16 protein-coding genes are annotated in these 15,602 nt (G+C 64.1%); 9 read left to right on the top strand and 7 right to left on the bottom strand.

Annotated features, from left to right (window positions below; genetic code table 11):
- The first annotated feature begins 4 nt into the window (after positions 1–4).
- The 4 genes from AB7008_RS30005 (at position 5) to AB7008_RS29990 (ending at position 4,233) form a co-directional block, all read left to right on the top strand.
- Complete coding sequence (locus AB7008_RS30005) at positions 5–226, top strand: hypothetical protein (protein ID WP_014497171.1); 222 nt, start codon at positions 5–7, stop codon at positions 224–226.
- Between the two features lie 101 nt (positions 227–327).
- Complete coding sequence (ggt, locus tag AB7008_RS30000; RefSeq protein WP_441259968.1) at positions 328–1,986, top strand: gamma-glutamyltransferase; 1,659 nt, start codon at positions 328–330, stop codon at positions 1,984–1,986.
- Between the two features lie 143 nt (positions 1,987–2,129).
- The gene (locus AB7008_RS29995; protein WP_441259967.1) at positions 2,130–3,944 is read left to right on the top strand and encodes an SLC13 family permease; all 1,815 of its coding nucleotides are present in this window, start codon (positions 2,130–2,132) and stop codon (positions 3,942–3,944) included.
- Between the two features lie 52 nt (positions 3,945–3,996).
- Positions 3,997–4,233 carry a hypothetical protein gene (locus AB7008_RS29990; RefSeq protein WP_304490190.1) on the top strand — a complete coding sequence of 79 codons (237 nt, stop codon included), beginning with the start codon at positions 3,997–3,999 and terminating at the stop codon, positions 4,231–4,233.
- A 761-nt stretch (positions 4,234–4,994) separates the two neighbouring features.
- Here the strand turns inward: AB7008_RS29990 and AB7008_RS29985 are convergent.
- The 5 genes from AB7008_RS29985 to AB7008_RS29965 all read right to left on the bottom strand — a co-directional run bounded on the left by AB7008_RS29985 (position 4,995) and on the right by AB7008_RS29965 (position 8,593).
- Positions 4,995–5,816 (bottom strand): DUF2182 domain-containing protein, encoded by an 822-nt coding sequence (locus AB7008_RS29985; RefSeq protein WP_304490189.1) that lies wholly within the window; start codon positions 5,814–5,816, stop codon positions 4,995–4,997.
- A 43-nt stretch (positions 5,817–5,859) separates the two neighbouring features.
- Positions 5,860–6,489, bottom strand: a complete 630-nt coding sequence (locus tag AB7008_RS29980) for a DUF1326 domain-containing protein (RefSeq protein ID WP_304490188.1) — start codon at positions 6,487–6,489, stop codon at positions 5,860–5,862.
- Between the two features lie 224 nt (positions 6,490–6,713).
- The gene (locus AB7008_RS29975) at positions 6,714–6,899 is read right to left on the bottom strand and encodes a hypothetical protein (protein WP_304494328.1); all 186 of its coding nucleotides are present in this window, start codon (positions 6,897–6,899) and stop codon (positions 6,714–6,716) included.
- On the bottom strand, positions 6,896–8,110 hold the full coding sequence (gene zigA / locus AB7008_RS29970; RefSeq protein ID WP_441259966.1) for a zinc metallochaperone GTPase ZigA: 1,215 nt from the start codon (positions 8,108–8,110) through the stop codon (positions 6,896–6,898). The genes AB7008_RS29975 and zigA overlap by 4 nt, the downstream gene beginning before the upstream one ends.
- Positions 8,111–8,335: 225 nt before the next feature.
- Positions 8,336–8,593, bottom strand: a complete 258-nt coding sequence (locus AB7008_RS29965; RefSeq protein ID WP_174770120.1) for a hypothetical protein — start codon at positions 8,591–8,593, stop codon at positions 8,336–8,338.
- Positions 8,594–8,808: 215 nt separating this feature from the next.
- Here AB7008_RS29965 and AB7008_RS29960 point away from each other — a divergent pair, with 215 nt between their 5' ends.
- Positions 8,809–9,183: a hypothetical protein gene (locus AB7008_RS29960; RefSeq protein WP_014494631.1), complete on the top strand. Its 375-nt coding sequence runs from the start codon at positions 8,809–8,811 to the stop codon at positions 9,181–9,183.
- Positions 9,184–9,186: 3 nt separating this feature from the next.
- Here the strand turns inward: AB7008_RS29960 and AB7008_RS29955 are convergent, their stop codons facing one another.
- Both AB7008_RS29955 and AB7008_RS29950 read right to left on the bottom strand, forming a co-directional pair.
- Positions 9,187–10,512, bottom strand: a complete 1,326-nt coding sequence (locus AB7008_RS29955) for a polysaccharide deacetylase family protein (RefSeq protein WP_304490186.1) — start codon at positions 10,510–10,512, stop codon at positions 9,187–9,189.
- Positions 10,513–10,673: 161 nt separating this feature from the next.
- Positions 10,674–11,480, bottom strand: a complete 807-nt coding sequence (locus AB7008_RS29950; RefSeq protein ID WP_304490185.1) for a polysaccharide deacetylase family protein — start codon at positions 11,478–11,480, stop codon at positions 10,674–10,676.
- 82 nt (positions 11,481–11,562) lie between these two features.
- Between AB7008_RS29950 and mgtE the strand changes: the two genes are divergently transcribed.
- The 4 genes from mgtE (at position 11,563) to AB7008_RS29930 (ending at position 15,545) form a co-directional block, all read left to right on the top strand.
- Complete coding sequence (gene mgtE, locus AB7008_RS29945) at positions 11,563–12,984, top strand: magnesium transporter (RefSeq protein ID WP_212099170.1); 1,422 nt, start codon at positions 11,563–11,565, stop codon at positions 12,982–12,984.
- Positions 12,985–13,206: 222 nt separating this feature from the next.
- The gene (locus tag AB7008_RS29940) at positions 13,207–13,542 is read left to right on the top strand and encodes a helix-turn-helix domain-containing protein (RefSeq protein ID WP_304490184.1); all 336 of its coding nucleotides are present in this window, start codon (positions 13,207–13,209) and stop codon (positions 13,540–13,542) included.
- A 145-nt stretch (positions 13,543–13,687) separates the two neighbouring features.
- Entirely contained in the window at positions 13,688–14,506 is an 819-nt protein-coding gene (locus AB7008_RS29935; protein ID WP_304490183.1) for an aldo/keto reductase, read from the top strand.
- Positions 14,507–14,555: 49 nt separating this feature from the next.
- Positions 14,556–15,545, top strand: a complete 990-nt coding sequence (locus tag AB7008_RS29930; protein WP_304490182.1) for a hypothetical protein — start codon at positions 14,556–14,558, stop codon at positions 15,543–15,545.
- Positions 15,546–15,602 lie beyond the last annotated feature (57 nt).

Genomic DNA, 15,602 nt, shown 5'->3' with positions numbered 1-15,602 from the left:
CATCATGGATAAAAAGCTAAAGGCTGAGACCCTCGCCCTCTTACTCCTGATCGCAGCATTCCCCATCACGAGCTGGGGCACGACAGCAGGCTACTACTTGGTGTGGTCGATCGGCTTCATCAGCCTTATCGCCGGCGGCGTCGTGCCGGTCATGACGCGCTACATGGATCATTCCGGCGACAAAATCCGGGATGTCGGCATGGAGTATGATGACCGAACTTCCTAACCCCGCAGCTGACACGCTCGCGTCGGCTCAAGTCTCTTAAGAGCGCAAGCCGACGTCGCCGCGCTGGGTTTGGCGGAGGTAAGCAGAGTAAGGAGGCGATCATGAGTAGCCCGAACGGTCCGCGCACTGGCCGCCCTTCGACGCGCGCACCACGCGGCATCGTATCGACGCCGCACTATCTCGCCAGCGCCACGGGACTGGAGGTTTTGCAGCGCGGAGGCAGCGCAGTCGACGCCGCCATCGCCGCCAACGCCGTGTTATGTGTCGCCTACCCACACATGGCCGGCTTGGGCGGCGACGGCTTCTGGCTGATCGCCGAGCCAAACGGCACCGTGCATGGCCTCAATGCCAGCGGCCCGGCTGCGCGTCTCGCGACGTTCGATTACTATCGGCCGCGAAGCGAGAATGGGGAAATTCCGGCTCGCGGCCCTCTCAGCATCCTGACCACTCCCGGCGCGATCGATGGCTGGCACGTGGCGCATGAACGGTTTGGGCGGATGCCCTGGAGCGAGCTGTTCGATGCCGCGATCGTCTACGCGCGGGATGGTGTCCCGGTCCCCCGCTCGCTGGCCGATTGGCTGGCCCAGGATGAACCCATCCTAAAAAAATATCCAGCGACGGCGGCCATTTTCCTGCCGGGGAAAGGCGTACCGCGCGAGGGCCAGCGCCTGCTGCAGCCCGATCTCGCCCGCTCGCTGGAATCCATCGCCGGCAAGGGCGCACGCGCCGGCTTCTACGACGGCGCGATCGCCGAAGGCGTCTGCAAGGCATTGCAGGCCCAGGGCTCACCGCTGCGTCCGGACGACTTTGCCAACTATCACGCCGAGTGGGTTGAGCCGATCACATCGACCTACCGCGGCTACGCCGTCTACGAGCTGCCGCCGAACACGCAGGGTTTCACGCCGCTGCAAATCCTCAACATGATCGAAGGCTACGACGTCGTCGCCTGGGGCGACGGCAGCGCCGACTATTATCATCACATGGCTGAGGCGGTTAAGATCGCTTTTGCGGACCGCGAGGAATGGCTGACGGATCCGCGCTTCGTGAAGATCCCCGTGGAGCGGCTGATCGAGAAAGGCTATGCCGATGAGAGGCGCAGGCTGATCGATCCGGAACGCGCCCAGGACATTGCCAAAGTGCCGGCCGGCATTCCCTATGAGCATCAGCACGCGCGCCGCGCGCCGGATGGCGACACCTGCTATTTCTGCGCGGCCGACCGGGACGGAATGGTCGTGTCGCTGATCCAGTCGATCTATCACGACTTCGGCAGCGCCGTGATCGCCGGCAACACCGGCATCCTGATGCAAAACCGTGGCGCCTTCTTTGCGCTCGACGAGCATCATCCAAACCATTTGCTGCCCGGCAAACGGACGTTCCACACGTTGATTCCCGCGTTGCTCCTGCGGAACGGCAAGCCCTATCTCGCCTTCGGATCAATGGGTGGCGAAGGTCAACCGCAATCACAGGCCGCGCTGGTCACTCGCATTGTCGACTTCGGTTACGACGTCCAGCAGGCGATAGAAGCACCGCGCTGGCTGATGGGCCGCACCTGGGGAACGCGATCACGCAACCTGTCGCTTGAAGGTCGCATCTCCGATGAGGTCGTGCGTGAGCTCAAACGCCGGGGACAGCCGGTGCAGATGGTCCCCGACTGGAACGACAACATGGGTCACGCGCACGCGATCCGCGTCGATCACGAACAGGGGCTCTTCGAGGGCGGCGCCGATCCGCGCGGCGACGGTGCTGCAGCGGGCTACTGAGAGTGAGGAAAGGACATCATCACGGAGCAGAAAGGAATGCACCATGGAGCACGTTTAGGCCGGGTGAATACTGAACGCGTTGCGCGTTGTCGTTCTCATAAGGAGAGCCGTGCAGGTCACTTCGCTTTTGTCCGGGCAATCCCATGAACGACATTGCGATCACGCTGTCGATCATTGGCCTGGCGCTGGTGCTGTTCGCCTGGAACCCGGTGCCTGCGATCGTCGTCGCGGTCGGTGCCTCCCTGGCGCTCTACTTCACCGGCGTTCTCACCATGCCAGAGGCTCTGACCGGCTTCGGTGACCCGGTGGTGGTCTTGATCGCCGCGCTGCTTGCCATCGCGGTGGCAGTCGAGACGACTGGGATCGGCGCTTGGGCAGGCCAACTTCTCGTGCGTCTCAGCGGTGCCAACGAAACCACGCTGCTGGTCGCACTCATGATCGTCGCCGCGATCTTCAGCGGGCTGATCGGCATGAACGGAGCCGTCGCCGCCCTGTTGCCGGTCGCCGTCATCATCGCAGTCCGGACAGGGATATCGCCGTCGCAGCTGATGATCCCGCTCGCACTGGCGTGCCTGAAGGGTGCCAAGCTCACCATGCTCGGTTCGCCGGTCAACGTCATCGCCGCCACGCAGGCCGAGGAGTTCGGCGCCGGCCATATCGGCTTCTTCGCCTGGTCTGTCCTCGGCATGCCGCAGCTCATCGGGTCGATCATCATTGTCATCTTCCTCGGCCAGCGGTTGCTGCCCGAGCGGAAGAGCGAGTCGATCCCGGCCGACTTCAGCGGTCACGCCCACACGCTTGTGCAGCACTACAACCTCGAGCACGGACTGCACCAGTTGGCGGTGCCCGCGAACTCACCCCTCGTCGGTACGTCGCGCAAGGCGCTCGACATCAGCGCGTACGTCGGTGTGCGCGCTGTCGCTTTCCTCGATCACGAAGATGACCGACCGCTCGAGCGCGACCGGCTCGAGGCCGGCGACCTGATCCTCGTCCGCGGCGACGGCCACGAGGTCGACCGGCTGGCTGCCGACCTGCGGGTAGAGGTGCGCGAGCACGGCGAGAAAGCGGCGCTGGGCGACGTGCTCCTCTCGCGGGACTCCGGGTTGGCCGAAGTCGTCGTCCCCGAGCGGTCGGCTTTGATCGGGAGCACCGTCTTCCCCGGTATGACCAGCGAAGACCATGAGGTGATGATACTGGCTGTACAGCGCGGCGGGGCCGAGCTGGTCCGCCCGCGGCTCACCCTCCGCTCGGGCGACCACCTGCTGCTGCAGGGCAGCTGGCCGGCCCTGGAGCGCTACCTCTCCAGCGCCCAGGTGCTAGTTATCGACTCGCCCGACCAGGTTCGTACCCAGGCGGTGGCGCTCGGCCGGGGCACGAAGCGTGTCTTCGCGATCCTGGCGCTGCTGGTCGTGCTCCTGGTCTTCAACGTCACGCCGGCGCCGATCGCGTGTTTCCTCTGCGCATGCCTCATGGTGATCACGGGCGTTGTGCGCCTGCCGCAGATCTATCGCGGCATCGACTGGAACACCGTTCTATTGATCGGCGCCATGATCGCGCCAGCGCGCGCCATGGAAAAGAGCGGCGCCGCCGAGATGATCGGCAATCAGATCGTCAACCTGCTCGGCGACTTCGGTCCGATCGCCGTGCTCATAGGTCTCTTCATGGCAGCGACCCTGATCACGCAGTTCATCTCCAACACTTCGACGGCCCTGGTGATGATGCCGATCGCGTTTGCGGCGGCCGGCGACATGGGCGTGTCGGCTCTGCCGATGGTGATGAGCGTGGCGATGGGAGCGAGCGCATCCTTCCTGACTCCGTTCGCCAACGGTGTGAGCCTGATGGTTTACGGGCCGGGTGGCTACAAGTTCGGTGACTTTTGGCGTCTCGGCTTGGTCGTCTTGATCTGGACACTCATCGTGACGGTTATTGTCACCCCGCTCTATTGGCCGTTCCACTAAATAGTCGCGCGCTTCCTCGGCAATCTCCTGTCAACCGGCGTTCGCATGCCGAATGACGTCAATCGCGCCGCACTTCATCAACGAGACGACATACACGGTCGAACCGACGATCCTGTCGTATCAATTGACCAGCGAGTGCATTCACTCGCTGTCGGCGGTGCTTGTCGGATTGATCGCCGCCGGACTGCTGCCTTTCGAAACGAATCCACTCCTTCTTCATTTGGAAATGGCCGACAAGCTATTGATATTGCTGCAGGGTATTTGGGCCGTTCTTCCAAATGCGCCTTGAAATCATTGCTTAATCGAGCAGGTTTTGATTCCGCCATTCTGGATTCGCTCAAGCCGCACGTTGGCGCTGGACATCTAAGATCTTGCGGCCGCTTCAATTGACGCATTTGGAAGCCAGGCATTTACAAAAGCATTAGGCGGCCCTCCGTCTGGAAAACAGCGCTTCGGAATTGGCGCGACTATCGTTGTCGCCGATCACTGACTCATCCGCAAAAGCCCTCGGTCTGCTATTCGGCATTCCGAGAGAAAAATCCGATTGCCGCTTCAGTGGTGCTAGAGCAGGCGACTGTCGGCGATAGCACGCGTCTCTTGATTACGGGGCGCGCACCGCCTCTCCGAACGAAAAGTGCACGTATCTGGTGCGGTTTCTGGTGCGGTCGTCGCGCCGAGGCCCACGAAGACCAACCAAGATACTGATGTTCTTGGTGGGCCCGGCATGACTCGAACCTGCAACCAGACCGTTATGAGCGGTGGGGCTCGCATCGGACAGGGCCGTATGACTTCGACTTGGCCAAAGGCACTTTTGAGCGCGAAATGCACCAAAACTCTTTGTCTGGCCCCGTAACCCGTTGAAATCACAGCAAATGGGGTCGCCCTCCGAGCGCACCACCCTCGAAAGCCGATCGATGGAGAGACCGGCTCAGGCAGCCCCGGTCTTCGCCGTTCGGCCGTCCCGGTCTGACGGTGAGCGTAGGGCCGGCGGCTCGGCGTGATCGCCGTTTGCAGCAGGGCACTCGAACTGAACATCAAGCAGGTTGCTCATCACCGCGGCGACGACACCAGTAGCCAGACGCCGGCGGCCGCACACGCAATGCCGGCGGCGCGCGCGATCCATCGTCCGATCGGCGTAAGTTTCTCCAACAGGACGAGCAGGGCCAAGAGCGCAATCCAAAGCACGTTCATCACCCCGCCTACGAACAAAAGCGCCATCAAGACCCAGCAGCAGCCGACACAATAGCCTCCGTGCTGCAGCCCCAGCAGCAGGCAGCCTCGCACGCCGTCGCGAAAGCCGCCGTGGCGCATCAGGAACAGAAGTGGTGACTGGCATTGGGCGAGACAGACGTCCTTGAGCGGTGTCCATTGATAGACTCCCGCTGCGATCAGCACGATTGCACTGAGCAGATTGCTGGCGATCGTCATCCGGGAATCCAGCAGGACTGCCCGCTCGATCGCCCATTGGAGCAGGGTTGCTGCGAGCGAAAAGCTGCCCCAGGCGAGGAGATAACCGGCCGCAAACCAGCCGGTCGCAGCGAACGGCTTGCCCTGCGCTTTCCCCTGTCGACCCACGCGGGCGTACATGAGGATCATCGGCGCTGCCGAGGGGGCCATCATTCCGACCATCATCACCACCCACATCAGCAACACATACGCGAACTCGATCGCTCGCCATGGCTCGCTCGCCGGCAACATGATTCCGATCCCGGCCGGGATCATGCGGAACCCGGTCATGTCCATGCCGCCCATGTCCATGTCCTCGGCGAGCCAGAGCACATAGGCCCATGCCAGCGCGACGATGATCCCGATCGCGCCGCCGACGATCCAGCGATCGCGCCGCAGCACGGTTTCCAGGGGGCCGTCGGTCATTTGCAATTGCCGGTCTTCTCGCAAGGCCGGATCAGGATTTGCATCACGCCTGGTTCGACCAGCGGATCGGCGCATAGAGGCCGTTCTTGCCGGAATTGTCCCAGCGCATGCCATGATCGCTGAACGTATTACCGGCTGCGCCGACCGCCATCACCATCCCGTCAGGGCTGACTGGATGGCCGATGTTGGCCCACATTTCCCCGCTCGGATGCATGGTCGGCAACGGGTCGACGGACATGTGCAGAATGCCAGGGATTTCCGCGGACCGCGTTTTGCCCTCGATTCGGAATGTGATCGGGACCTTGCGAACCCCCAGGTTCTTGCTGATCAGCGGCGTGAACGCGGCCATCGGACCACCGGCGGCGCCGGTGAAGATCGCAGCTAGAGCCTCGGTCTGCTCATCGTTGGCGCGCTGGTCGATATAGGCGGCCACCGACCAATCTCCGTCTGCCATGATCCCCGGCGCGTGGAGGATAACCAGGACATTGAGTCCATCGAGCTCGATGTTGCCATAGCGGCCGCTCTCGACGTGGAAGATCAGCGGTACGTTACAGAAGCCCTCGGTCGGTCGCGAGGTCAGCGGGGGAGCCGCCGACACGAGGCAGGGACACACGATGCTGCAACTGCAATTCTCGAAGTAGTCGCCGGAAAGGTGCCATGGGACATCCGCCATCGCTATCTCCCGCTAGGCCGAACCCGTCAGATTACTTTCGAATGAGCTACGTGGGGTTGAAAGTTACGCTGCGTGGCGAAGTCCCGCAAGCTATTGTGAGGCTCGGTCAATCGACTGGAAAATGCACCTATCAGCTGCAGATCCACCCAATCTCTTTGCCCATTTCCGCAAGCCATTGAAACTTCAATAAATGCGAACGCCCTCCGAACGCGCCACCTTCAGCCTCACCGTTGTTTTGGTTGGCTTTCGGCGACCGCCTCGGGCGGCGCAGTTTGGCCTGAGCGATCATCCGCTGGCCCGTCGCACACGGTAACCGGCGGGAATATGCTGTCGTAGATCGCACGCGCCTCACGGATGAGGCGCTGCCGCTCGAGCTCGGATTTCGGAACGAATCGAACGACGTTGGTCATTCGCGTTCCGCGGCTTCGTCAGCGCGGCGCCAGACCGGGAAGGGGTCTGCGAGCTTCGCCCATTCCGTGACGTTCATCGCCGGCTTTCCCGGGACGAGGCAGGCGTCCAGACGGGCGCGGAGCGAACCTTCATCCATACTGGTGCCGATGAACACGATTTCCTGGCGGCGATCGCCGTAGATGTCGTTCCAGTTCGCGCGCAGCTGCTTCCGCCAGGACGGATCATCCGGCCATCTTTCCGCGGGTACGCTTGCCCACCAGAAGCCAAGCGCCTGCGTGCGCGTGATCGTGCCGGCCTGGCTGATCTCGCCAAGCCATTGCGGCCGCGTTGCTAGCCAGAAATGTCCCTTGGCGCGAATGACGCCGGGCCAGGGCTCCCTGACGAACTTGTCGAACTTTTCGGGATCGAACGGCCGGCGCGCGCGATAGACGAAGTTCGTCACGCCGTATTCCTCGGTCTCCGGCACGTGATCGGCAAAGCCGTAGAGCTCCTTGAACCAGAGCGGATGCTGCTGCGCCCGCTCGACGTCGAACCGGCCGGTGTCGAGAATGCGATCGAAGGGGACCCGGCTGTGGTTGGCTTCGATCAGATCCGCTTCCGGATTGAGCGCGCGGATGATTTTCCGGGCTGCCTCGCGTTGTGCGGGCGACGCGTCATCGACCTTGTTGAGAACGATGACGTCGGCAAATTCGATCTGCTCGACGAGGAGATCGACCAGCGTCCGCTTGTCGTTCGCCAGCGCTTCGCCGCGCTGATCGAGAAAATCCGTCGACGAATAGTCTTTGAGCAGGTTCACGGCGTCGACCACGGTGACCATGGTGTCGAGACGCGCCACATCCGAGAGGCTTTCGCCGTCTTCGGAACGGAAATCGAAGGTCGCCGCAACCGGCAGCGGTTCGGAGATGCCGGTGGATTCGATCAAGAGATAATCGAAGCGGCCGTTCTCGGCGAGGGCGCGCACCTCCTTCAGGAGGTCGTCTCGTAGCGTGCAGCAGATGCAGCCGTTCGTCATCTCGACGAGCTTCTCGTCAGTCCGGGAGAGGTTCGCACCGCCATCGCGAACCAGATCCGCATCGATGTTCACCTCGCTCATGTCGTTGACGATCACCGCCACCTTCAGGCCGTGCCGGTTGTTCAGGACGTGGTTCAGCAAAGTGGTCTTTCCAGCCCCGAGGAAGCCGGACAAGACGGTGACGGGGAGTTTTTGCATGGAGATCGAAGAGCCTTTTCAAGGGGATAGGGCGGCGACGCTTGGGGAGGGGCATTGGGACCAAATATGTAATGTTATAACATTACATTCGTTGACGGCGCCGACGTCAAGTCGTTTCGCGGCTCAGCTCAAATTCACGCGAACATTGAGGTGGATGATCGTTGTAGCGATCGGCCGCCGCTCAGCTCCAGGCAGCACCGCGCTCGAAGGACCGGCGCGGGCCACTCAGCCGTATTCGTCGCCGATCCCGTATTCGCGGTAGATCTCGAGCGGGTCCGTGTCCGGAAACAGGCGGCATTTGGCCTGGGCGAGATGCAGGCTCACCGCCGACGGCTCCTTGCCGTTCGCCAGCATCTTGCGGATGTCGTCCATATGCGCGCTCGGCTGGTGTTTTGGTTCGAGCTGCTCCAGCGCGACGAGCGCGGTCGCCAGGGCCTCGGTCAGCACCCAGTCGTCGTGGCCCGTGATTCCCTTCTTCGGCATCGGCAGACCCCACATGCGGTGGCTGTTGCAATGTACCGTAGCTTCCGGCGAATCTCCATCGCGCAGCTGGCAACCTCGCGTTTACGTGGAACACGCAGGCCCCGGTACTCTCGCTTGCATTATGAACGCCCGTGGCTAAAAGGCGGCCGGCGATCGTATCTTTGTCGAAATAAAGATGGCGTAGACGGGTCGCACCGCTCAGGGCTGGAGCCAGCATGGTCTTTCTTAGCTTCGTCTACCGCTTCGTGACGAACTTCGCCTTCATGGCGATGGTCTATTTCAGCCTGAATTTCATGGAGAAATACCAGAACCGGGCGATCCTCGCGATCCTGGTGCTGGTCTATGCCGGCATGCGCGCGGCCTCGACGCTGCGTGCGTTCTATTTCTTCCAGAAGATCGAGAAGCTCGAGGCGGAGACCAAGCGCCTGCAGGCTCCGATCAATGACGGTTCGGGCGCAACGAACGCGCGCAAGCAGGTCGTGGCCGACGTTGCCCGGCTGCGCCGCGACGGCGAGCTCAAGTCCTATATGGACCTGTTCTTCCTGGCGCTGATCGTGCTGCTCTGCGTCGCCAACATCATGCGGCAGTAGAGCTTACTGCGCGCGCTTCTTCAGGCTGGCGACGCGGGTCGGATGCGTCACGGCACTCTTCGGTGCCGCGCCCTTGGGGGCGGTGCTCTTGGCGTTGCTCTTGGGGACAATGCTCTTGGGGGCGGTGCCCGTAGCCTGCGCGGTGTGCTTCGCTCCGGCCGGCGCCGCGTGTGCGGTCCGATGGCCGCGCGACTTGCCGGCCTTGCCCCTGGCTGCACGGGGCGTCTCGGCCGCCATCGCCAGCCGCGTCGCGGCGCGCCGCGACAACGTCGTCGACAGCAGGACCTCGACCGAGCCCTCCGGGATGGCAAAGAGATCGCGATCGGGCACGGGCAGGGTCGCCGCGACATTCGCCAGCGCCACGGTCTTGCGCGGCAGCAGCGGCTGATGCTCGGTCTGCGCGTTGAGGTCGGCAAGCGAGGGCGCCGGCAGCGTCCCTGTCTGCGCGAACACGAAGTTCGGCACGGACGGCCAGCGTGCGATCGGCACGGTTTCGGTCGGTGGATGCAGCAGCCATTCCACCGGCGTGGTCGCCGTCGCCGGCCGGTCGGCGGTCGCGGGCACCACATGCACGATGCGATAGCCGCGCGCCTTGAGGTCGCGGATGATCTTCGGCAGCGCCGCCACCGTGCGGGGCTGGATGTCGTGCAGCAGCAGGATGCCCTTGCCCTTGGCCTCCAGTCGCTGGATCGCGAGCTGATAGACGCGGTCGGACGACACATGGCGCCAGTCGTCGGCGGGGAAGTCGGCGCTCCAGACCTGGATGCCGCGCGAGATCAGGAGATTTTCGACGCCTTCGGCGCGCATCAGGCCGGGAATGCGGAAGAACGGCGCAAGCTTGGACGGATCGGTCATCGCGGCCGAGGTCCACTGGATGCCGCCGTTGATTTCGGCTTCGGCCTTCTCGATCGGCATCCGGTCGAACGTCAGCGGATGGTTCATGCTGTGCGTGCCGACCGTGTGGCCCGCCGCCACCAGCTTGCGCACGCCTTCCGGGTTTGCCTTGGCCTGCTCGCCGATAATGAAGAAGGTCGCCTTGATGCACTCGTCGTCGAGCATCTTGAGGATCTGGTTCGAATATTTCGGCAGCGGACCGTCGTCGAAGGTCAGGACGACTTCATGGTCTTTCAGCGGCAGCGTCTCGCGGTACTGCATGGTGCCGATGCGCGGATGCTCGCGCGGATCGACCACGAGGGTGCGGGAGGTCCCGAGCGCGTCCGGATGGCCGGGACAGTCCGCGGCAAGGGCCGCCGGTGAACCGACGACCAACAGCCCCAGACAGAGGACGATCCACGATCGCGTCCGAACAACAACGCTACTTCCGATCATGAACCTCGTGTGCCTCCTTGCGCGACGGCCGCCTTGATTGGTCGGAGACGCCCAGAAACGGTTCAGGCGCAATACCTTCTGCATCTTTGCATGCCGTAGCATGAACAGACTGTTAATAGGGCCTAAATCACCCCATTTTGCGCCGCCGTGACATTACGGCATCAATGCGCATCGGCGCTCTTCTGTGACGTGCCCGCCGGCACGATGTGGACGACGCGATAGCCGTTGTCCCTGAGGTACCGCAGGAAGGCCGGCATGATCGCGGCCGTGCGTGCCTTGGGGTCGTGGAAGAGGATGATGCCCTTGCCGGCGGCGGCGAGGCGCTCGGTGACGAGCTTCAATTCCTGCTCCGGCGTCATCTCGTTCCAGTCGCTGGCCCAGAGGTCGGCCCCGAACACGACGATGCCGCGCGACTGGAGCAGGTCGAGCTGCGCTGGCGTCCCCTCGAAATAGGGGAAGCGGAAGAACGGCGTCGAGGGCGTCGTCGTCGACACGCCTTTGAGCGCCATCTCGTCGGCTGCGATGCCGCGGTCGATCTCGCTCTTCGCCTTCTCGAACGGGATCCGCGCCATGAACGGGTGCGACCAGGTGTGGTGGCCGATGGTGTGGCCCTCGCGCGCGATGCGCTTGACCATGTCAGGATGTTCGGAGGCGTGCAGGCCGATCAGGAAGAAGGTCGCGCGCACGCATTCCTGCGCCAGCGCCGCCAGCACCTTCGACGTCGTCGGCGGATGCGGGCCATCGTCGAAGGTCAGCACGACCTCGTGATCGGCGAGCGGCAGCGTCTGCGGAAAGCTCTTCAGGCCGACGCGCGGCGTGGTCTTGGCGTCGACACTCAGAACGCGCGAGGTGCCGAGCGCGTCCTTGCGCGGGCAGTCCGCGGCCTCCGAAGAGGCGATGCCGGCGAGCCCCGCGAAGAGCGCGCCCACCGAGATCGACATCCATTTCAGCCGAAGCATCTTTGCCATTGCGCTCGCAGTTCGCTTGTGGGTATTGCCTGACCGTCAGCTCAGACCACTCGTTCCAACCTGTCAAACGGCGAGGCGCGCCATGGATGAACATATGGACGGTGCCCCATCCGCCGAGGCCTCGGTACTCGACCACGTTCCGATGCGCAATGAAGACGGCGAAATTCGTCACGAATTCGTCGAGGAGGTTGCCCATGCGATCGAGGCCGGCGACAGCGCCGCGCTGCGCGCCTGCGTCGCCGAACTGCATGAGGCCGATCTCGGCGATCTGATCGGAGCTCTCGCGCCCGACCATCGCGTTCGCCTGGTCGAGCTGACCGGGCGCGACTTCGACTTCTCGGCACTGAACGAGCTCGACGAGGGCGTGCGCGAGGAGATCCTCGAGGAGCTGCCGCCGGAGACCGTTGCGGAAGGCGTCCGCGAGCTCGAATCCGACGACGCGGTCGAGCTGCTGGAAACCCTCGACGAGGCGGAGCAGGAGGAAATCCTCGAGAAGCTGCCGTTGCAGGAGCGCGTCGCGCTCGAGCGCAGCCTGCTTTATCCCGAGAATTCCGCCGGCCGCCGGATGCAGACCGAGTTCATCGCGGTGCCGCAGGATTTCACCGTCGGCCAGGCGATCGACTACATGCGCGAGACGCCGGATCTGCCCGACCGCTTCTACGAGATCTACGTCGTGGACAAGGACCAGCACTGGCAGGGTGCGGTCTCGCTCGACGTCCTGCTCCGCGCCCGCCGCCCAGTCGCGCTTGCTGAGCTGACCGATGAGGATCGCCGCCGCGTCTCCGTCCTGGAGGACCAGGAGGAGGTGGCGCGCATGTTCGGCAAGTACAATCTCGTCGCAGCACCCGTGCTCGACACCCAGGATCGCCTGGTCGGCGTCATCACCGTCGACGACGTCGTCGACGTGATCGAGGAGGAGGCGGACGAAGACCTCAAGGCGCTCGGCGGCGTCAACAGCGACGAAGAACTCTCCGACACCGTGTTCACCATTGCGCGGGCGCGGTTCAACTGGCTGCTGGTCAATCTCGCCACCGCCTTTCTTGCATCCTCGGTGCTCGGCCTGTTCGAGGGGCAACTGGAGAAGATGGTCGCGCTCGCGGTGCTGGCGCCGATCGTCGCGAGCCAGGGCGGCAATGCCGCGACCCAGACCATGACGGTCGCGGTGCGCGCGCTTGCGACGCGCGAGCTCGGCTCCTCCAACGCCTGGCGGGTGGTGATGCGCGAAGGCCTGGTCGGGCTCGTCAACGGCCTTGCCTTCGCCTTGATCACGGGCATCGCGGCGGTGGCCTGGTTCAAGATCCCGGGCCTCGGTATCGTCATCGGGCTTGCGATCGTCTGCAACCTCGTCGCCGGCGCGCTCGGCGGCATCCTGATCCCGATGGCGCTCGAACGTGTCAGGGCCGATCCGGCCGTGGCCTCCGGCACGTTCGTCACGACGGTGACCGACGTGGTCGGCTTCTTCTCCTTCCTCGGCATCGCGACGCTGTGGTTCGGATTGAGGTAGGGGAAGTGCGGCAACCACGCTCTCGTGTCCCGGGCGCGCTGCAACGCCTTAGCGTTGCTGCGCAGAACCGGGGCCCAGATGGCGAGGCAGACTCCGCGGCGAGATGGGCCCCGGCTCTGCGGCGCACCGCCGAAGAGGCGCTGCGCCGCGTCCGGGGCACGAGACAACGATCTTTAATCCGAACTTAAGCGACCTGCCGCATCATTGCCCGTGCTTGGGGGAATGAACATGCGGTTGCGGCTGAAGGCGGACGGACGGGTCGTCGAGTTGCGGGATGGGCAGGAGCTTCCGGTCCAGTCGCTTCCGGTCCAGCCGTTGCCGGCCGAGCCGGCGGCCAATGCCGCCCCTGGCGATGATGCCAGCTCGCTCGCGGTGCGCGCTCTGCGCCGCCGCGCCTGCCTCACCCAGATGGAGTTCGCCGCCAAGCTCGGCGTTCCCGTCGAGACCATCCGCAACTGGGAGCAGGGCAAGCGCGCCCCGCGAGGACCCGCCCGCGCGCTGCTCGCCGTGATCGCGCATGCGCCGGACACCGTGTTCCAGGCGCTCGCAAAGGCCTGACGTCAAGGCCAGGCGCGAACCTCCCGTTAGCATTGCCCTGAATATCCGGCCCGGCGCCGGCGTCGTCCGTTGGCACTGTCACGGGCCGGGTCCATAATGGCGCCCGGATGATGTTTTGAGGCGATCGCAACAGAGAGGATTCCTCATGCTGTTCGTCGAGGCCAATGGCGCAAGGATACCGGCGATCGGGCTCGGGACCTGGGAGCTGAGCGGGCGCGCTTGCGGCCGCGTGGTCGAGCAGGCGCTGCGGCTCGGCTATCGCCACATCGACACTGCGCAGGTCTACGACAATGAGCGCGAGGTCGGTGACGGCCTGCGCGGCTCAGGCGTGCGCCGCGACGACATCTTCCTCACGACCAAGGTCTGGACCAACCATTTCGCGCCTCACGATCTCGAACGCTCGGTCAAGGAGAGCCTCGCCCGGATGCGGCTATCCTCCGTCGATCTCCTGCTGCTGCACTGGCCCAATTCGCACGTGCCGCTGGAGGAGACGCTGGGTGCGCTGTCGAATGCCAAGCGCATGGGCCTGACCCGCCACATCGGCGTTTCCAATTTCACGGTGGCGCTGATCGAGCAGGCCGTGGCGCTCTCGCCGGAGCCGCTCGTCTGCAACCAGGTCGAATATCATCCTTATCTCGACCAGACGAAGGTGAGGGCGGCCTGCGACCAGCATGGCCTCGCGCTGGTCGCCTACAGCCCGATCGCCAAGGGCCGCGTCAAGGCCGACCAGACACTCGCCGGGCTCGGCCGCGCGCATCGCAAGACGCCGGCACAAATCTGCCTGCGCTGGCTGGTGCAACAGAATGTCGCCGCGATCCCGCGCACCTCGCGCGTCGAACGCCTGTCGGAAAACATCGATATTTTCGATTTCGAGCTCTCGGACGACGAGATGGCCCGGATCACCGCACTGGCAAATCCCAAGGGCCGCCTGACCAATTTCGGCTTCGCGCCAAAATGGGATTGAGAGGGGGCAGCTGTATGCTAGGACCGGCGTGGCAACCCAAGATCGATCGATGGAACTGCGGAAGATCATACGGACGGACATTGCAGCGTCGGCGGTCGCGCATCTGACGCTGGTGGCGCTGATCATCCTGATCAGCGAAGTCCATCCGTTTCACGCCGCGGCGCCGGAGACTGTTTCGGTGGACATCGTCACGCCGGAGCAGGTGAAGCAGGAGGAGGCCAAGGCCGAGGAGAAGGCTCAGGAGCAGGCGGAGAAGCCGCCGGAGCCGCTGCCGGACCTGAAACTGCCGAAGCTTGATTTCACCGACAAGGACAAGACGGAGGCCGCGCCGAAGCCTGCGACCAAGCAGCAGGCCGCGGCGCCATCGCCGTCACCGCAGGCCTCGCCTGAACCGCAGCAGAAACAGCCGCAGCCGCAACCCTCACAGGCACCGAAGCAGCGGGAGGCCAATGTGCAGCCGCAGCCTCAACAGCCGCAGCCGTCGCAACAGCCGCCTCCGCAACCCCAGCAGCAACCGCCGCCCCAGGCGATGCCCCAGCCGCCGTCGCAACAGCCGCCGCCACAAGCGATGCAGCAGCCACAGGCCGCGCCGCCCGCCTATCAGGCGCCGGAGCCTGACGTGACGGTCAAGTACGGCGTCATGCTGGGCCTGCCGCCGGAATTGCCGCTGGAACTGCCGAAAGACGCCGCCAAGGACGATGGCGGCGATGCCAAGGATTCAATCGCAGCCAAGCTGCCACCCGAGGTCATCGCCGCGCTGCGTCGCCACCTGAAGAGCTGCGCAAAACTGCCGGCCGGGGTCGACCCGACCGACAACGTCAACATCAAGTTGCGCACGGTGTTCGCCACCGACGGCACGCTGGCGCGCCCGCCGATCCTGATCGAAGCTCCGCCATCCGCGAAGGGCGTGGCCATCGTGAAATCCGCGACGGCCGCGCTTCAGGCCTGCCAGCCCTACAAGATGCTGCCGGCCGACAAGTACGGCGAATGGAAGATCTTGGACCTGCCGTTCTCGCCGCGGGATTTTGGCGGAGGGTAGCCGGCTCGCTCCACTCTACCCATCCTGCGAGCTAAGGCCGTCCGGTGCGCGGCTTCA

The organism is Bradyrhizobium sp. 521_C7_N1_3 (assembly GCF_052075975.1).
Taxonomy (GTDB): Bacteria; Pseudomonadota; Alphaproteobacteria; order Rhizobiales; family Xanthobacteraceae; genus Bradyrhizobium; species Bradyrhizobium japonicum.
The sequence above is the reverse complement of the archived record's forward strand: the minus strand, read 5'-3'. Positions and strand labels throughout refer to the sequence as shown.

Bases quoted from the DNA above. Each gene is read 5' to 3' on its own strand.
- AB7008_RS30005 (WP_014497171.1), top strand. From the start codon at position 5: ATGGATAAAAAGCTAAAGGCTGAGACCCTCGCCCTCTTACTCCTGATC.
- ggt (WP_441259968.1), top strand. From the start codon at position 328: ATGAGTAGCCCGAACGGTCCGCGCACTGGCCGCCCTTCGACGCGCGCA.
- AB7008_RS29995 (WP_441259967.1), top strand. From the start codon at position 2,130: ATGAACGACATTGCGATCACGCTGTCGATCATTGGCCTGGCGCTGGTG.
- AB7008_RS29990 (WP_304490190.1), top strand. From the start codon at position 3,997: ATGACGTCAATCGCGCCGCACTTCATCAACGAGACGACATACACGGTC.
- AB7008_RS29985 (WP_304490189.1), bottom strand. From the start codon at position 5,816: ATGACCGACGGCCCCCTGGAAACCGTGCTGCGGCGCGATCGCTGGATC.
- AB7008_RS29980 (WP_304490188.1), bottom strand. From the start codon at position 6,489: ATGGCGGATGTCCCATGGCACCTTTCCGGCGACTACTTCGAGAATTGC.
- AB7008_RS29975 (WP_304494328.1), bottom strand. From the start codon at position 6,899: ATGACCAACGTCGTTCGATTCGTTCCGAAATCCGAGCTCGAGCGGCAG.
- zigA (WP_441259966.1), bottom strand. From the start codon at position 8,110: ATGCAAAAACTCCCCGTCACCGTCTTGTCCGGCTTCCTCGGGGCTGGA.
- AB7008_RS29965 (WP_174770120.1), bottom strand. From the start codon at position 8,593: ATGCCGAAGAAGGGAATCACGGGCCACGACGACTGGGTGCTGACCGAG.
- AB7008_RS29960 (WP_014494631.1), top strand. From the start codon at position 8,809: ATGGTCTTTCTTAGCTTCGTCTACCGCTTCGTGACGAACTTCGCCTTC.
- AB7008_RS29955 (WP_304490186.1), bottom strand. From the start codon at position 10,512: ATGATCGGAAGTAGCGTTGTTGTTCGGACGCGATCGTGGATCGTCCTC.
- AB7008_RS29950 (WP_304490185.1), bottom strand. From the start codon at position 11,480: ATGGCAAAGATGCTTCGGCTGAAATGGATGTCGATCTCGGTGGGCGCG.
- mgtE (WP_212099170.1), top strand. From the start codon at position 11,563: ATGGATGAACATATGGACGGTGCCCCATCCGCCGAGGCCTCGGTACTC.
- AB7008_RS29940 (WP_304490184.1), top strand. From the start codon at position 13,207: ATGAACATGCGGTTGCGGCTGAAGGCGGACGGACGGGTCGTCGAGTTG.
- AB7008_RS29935 (WP_304490183.1), top strand. From the start codon at position 13,688: ATGCTGTTCGTCGAGGCCAATGGCGCAAGGATACCGGCGATCGGGCTC.
- AB7008_RS29930 (WP_304490182.1), top strand. From the start codon at position 14,556: ATGGAACTGCGGAAGATCATACGGACGGACATTGCAGCGTCGGCGGTC.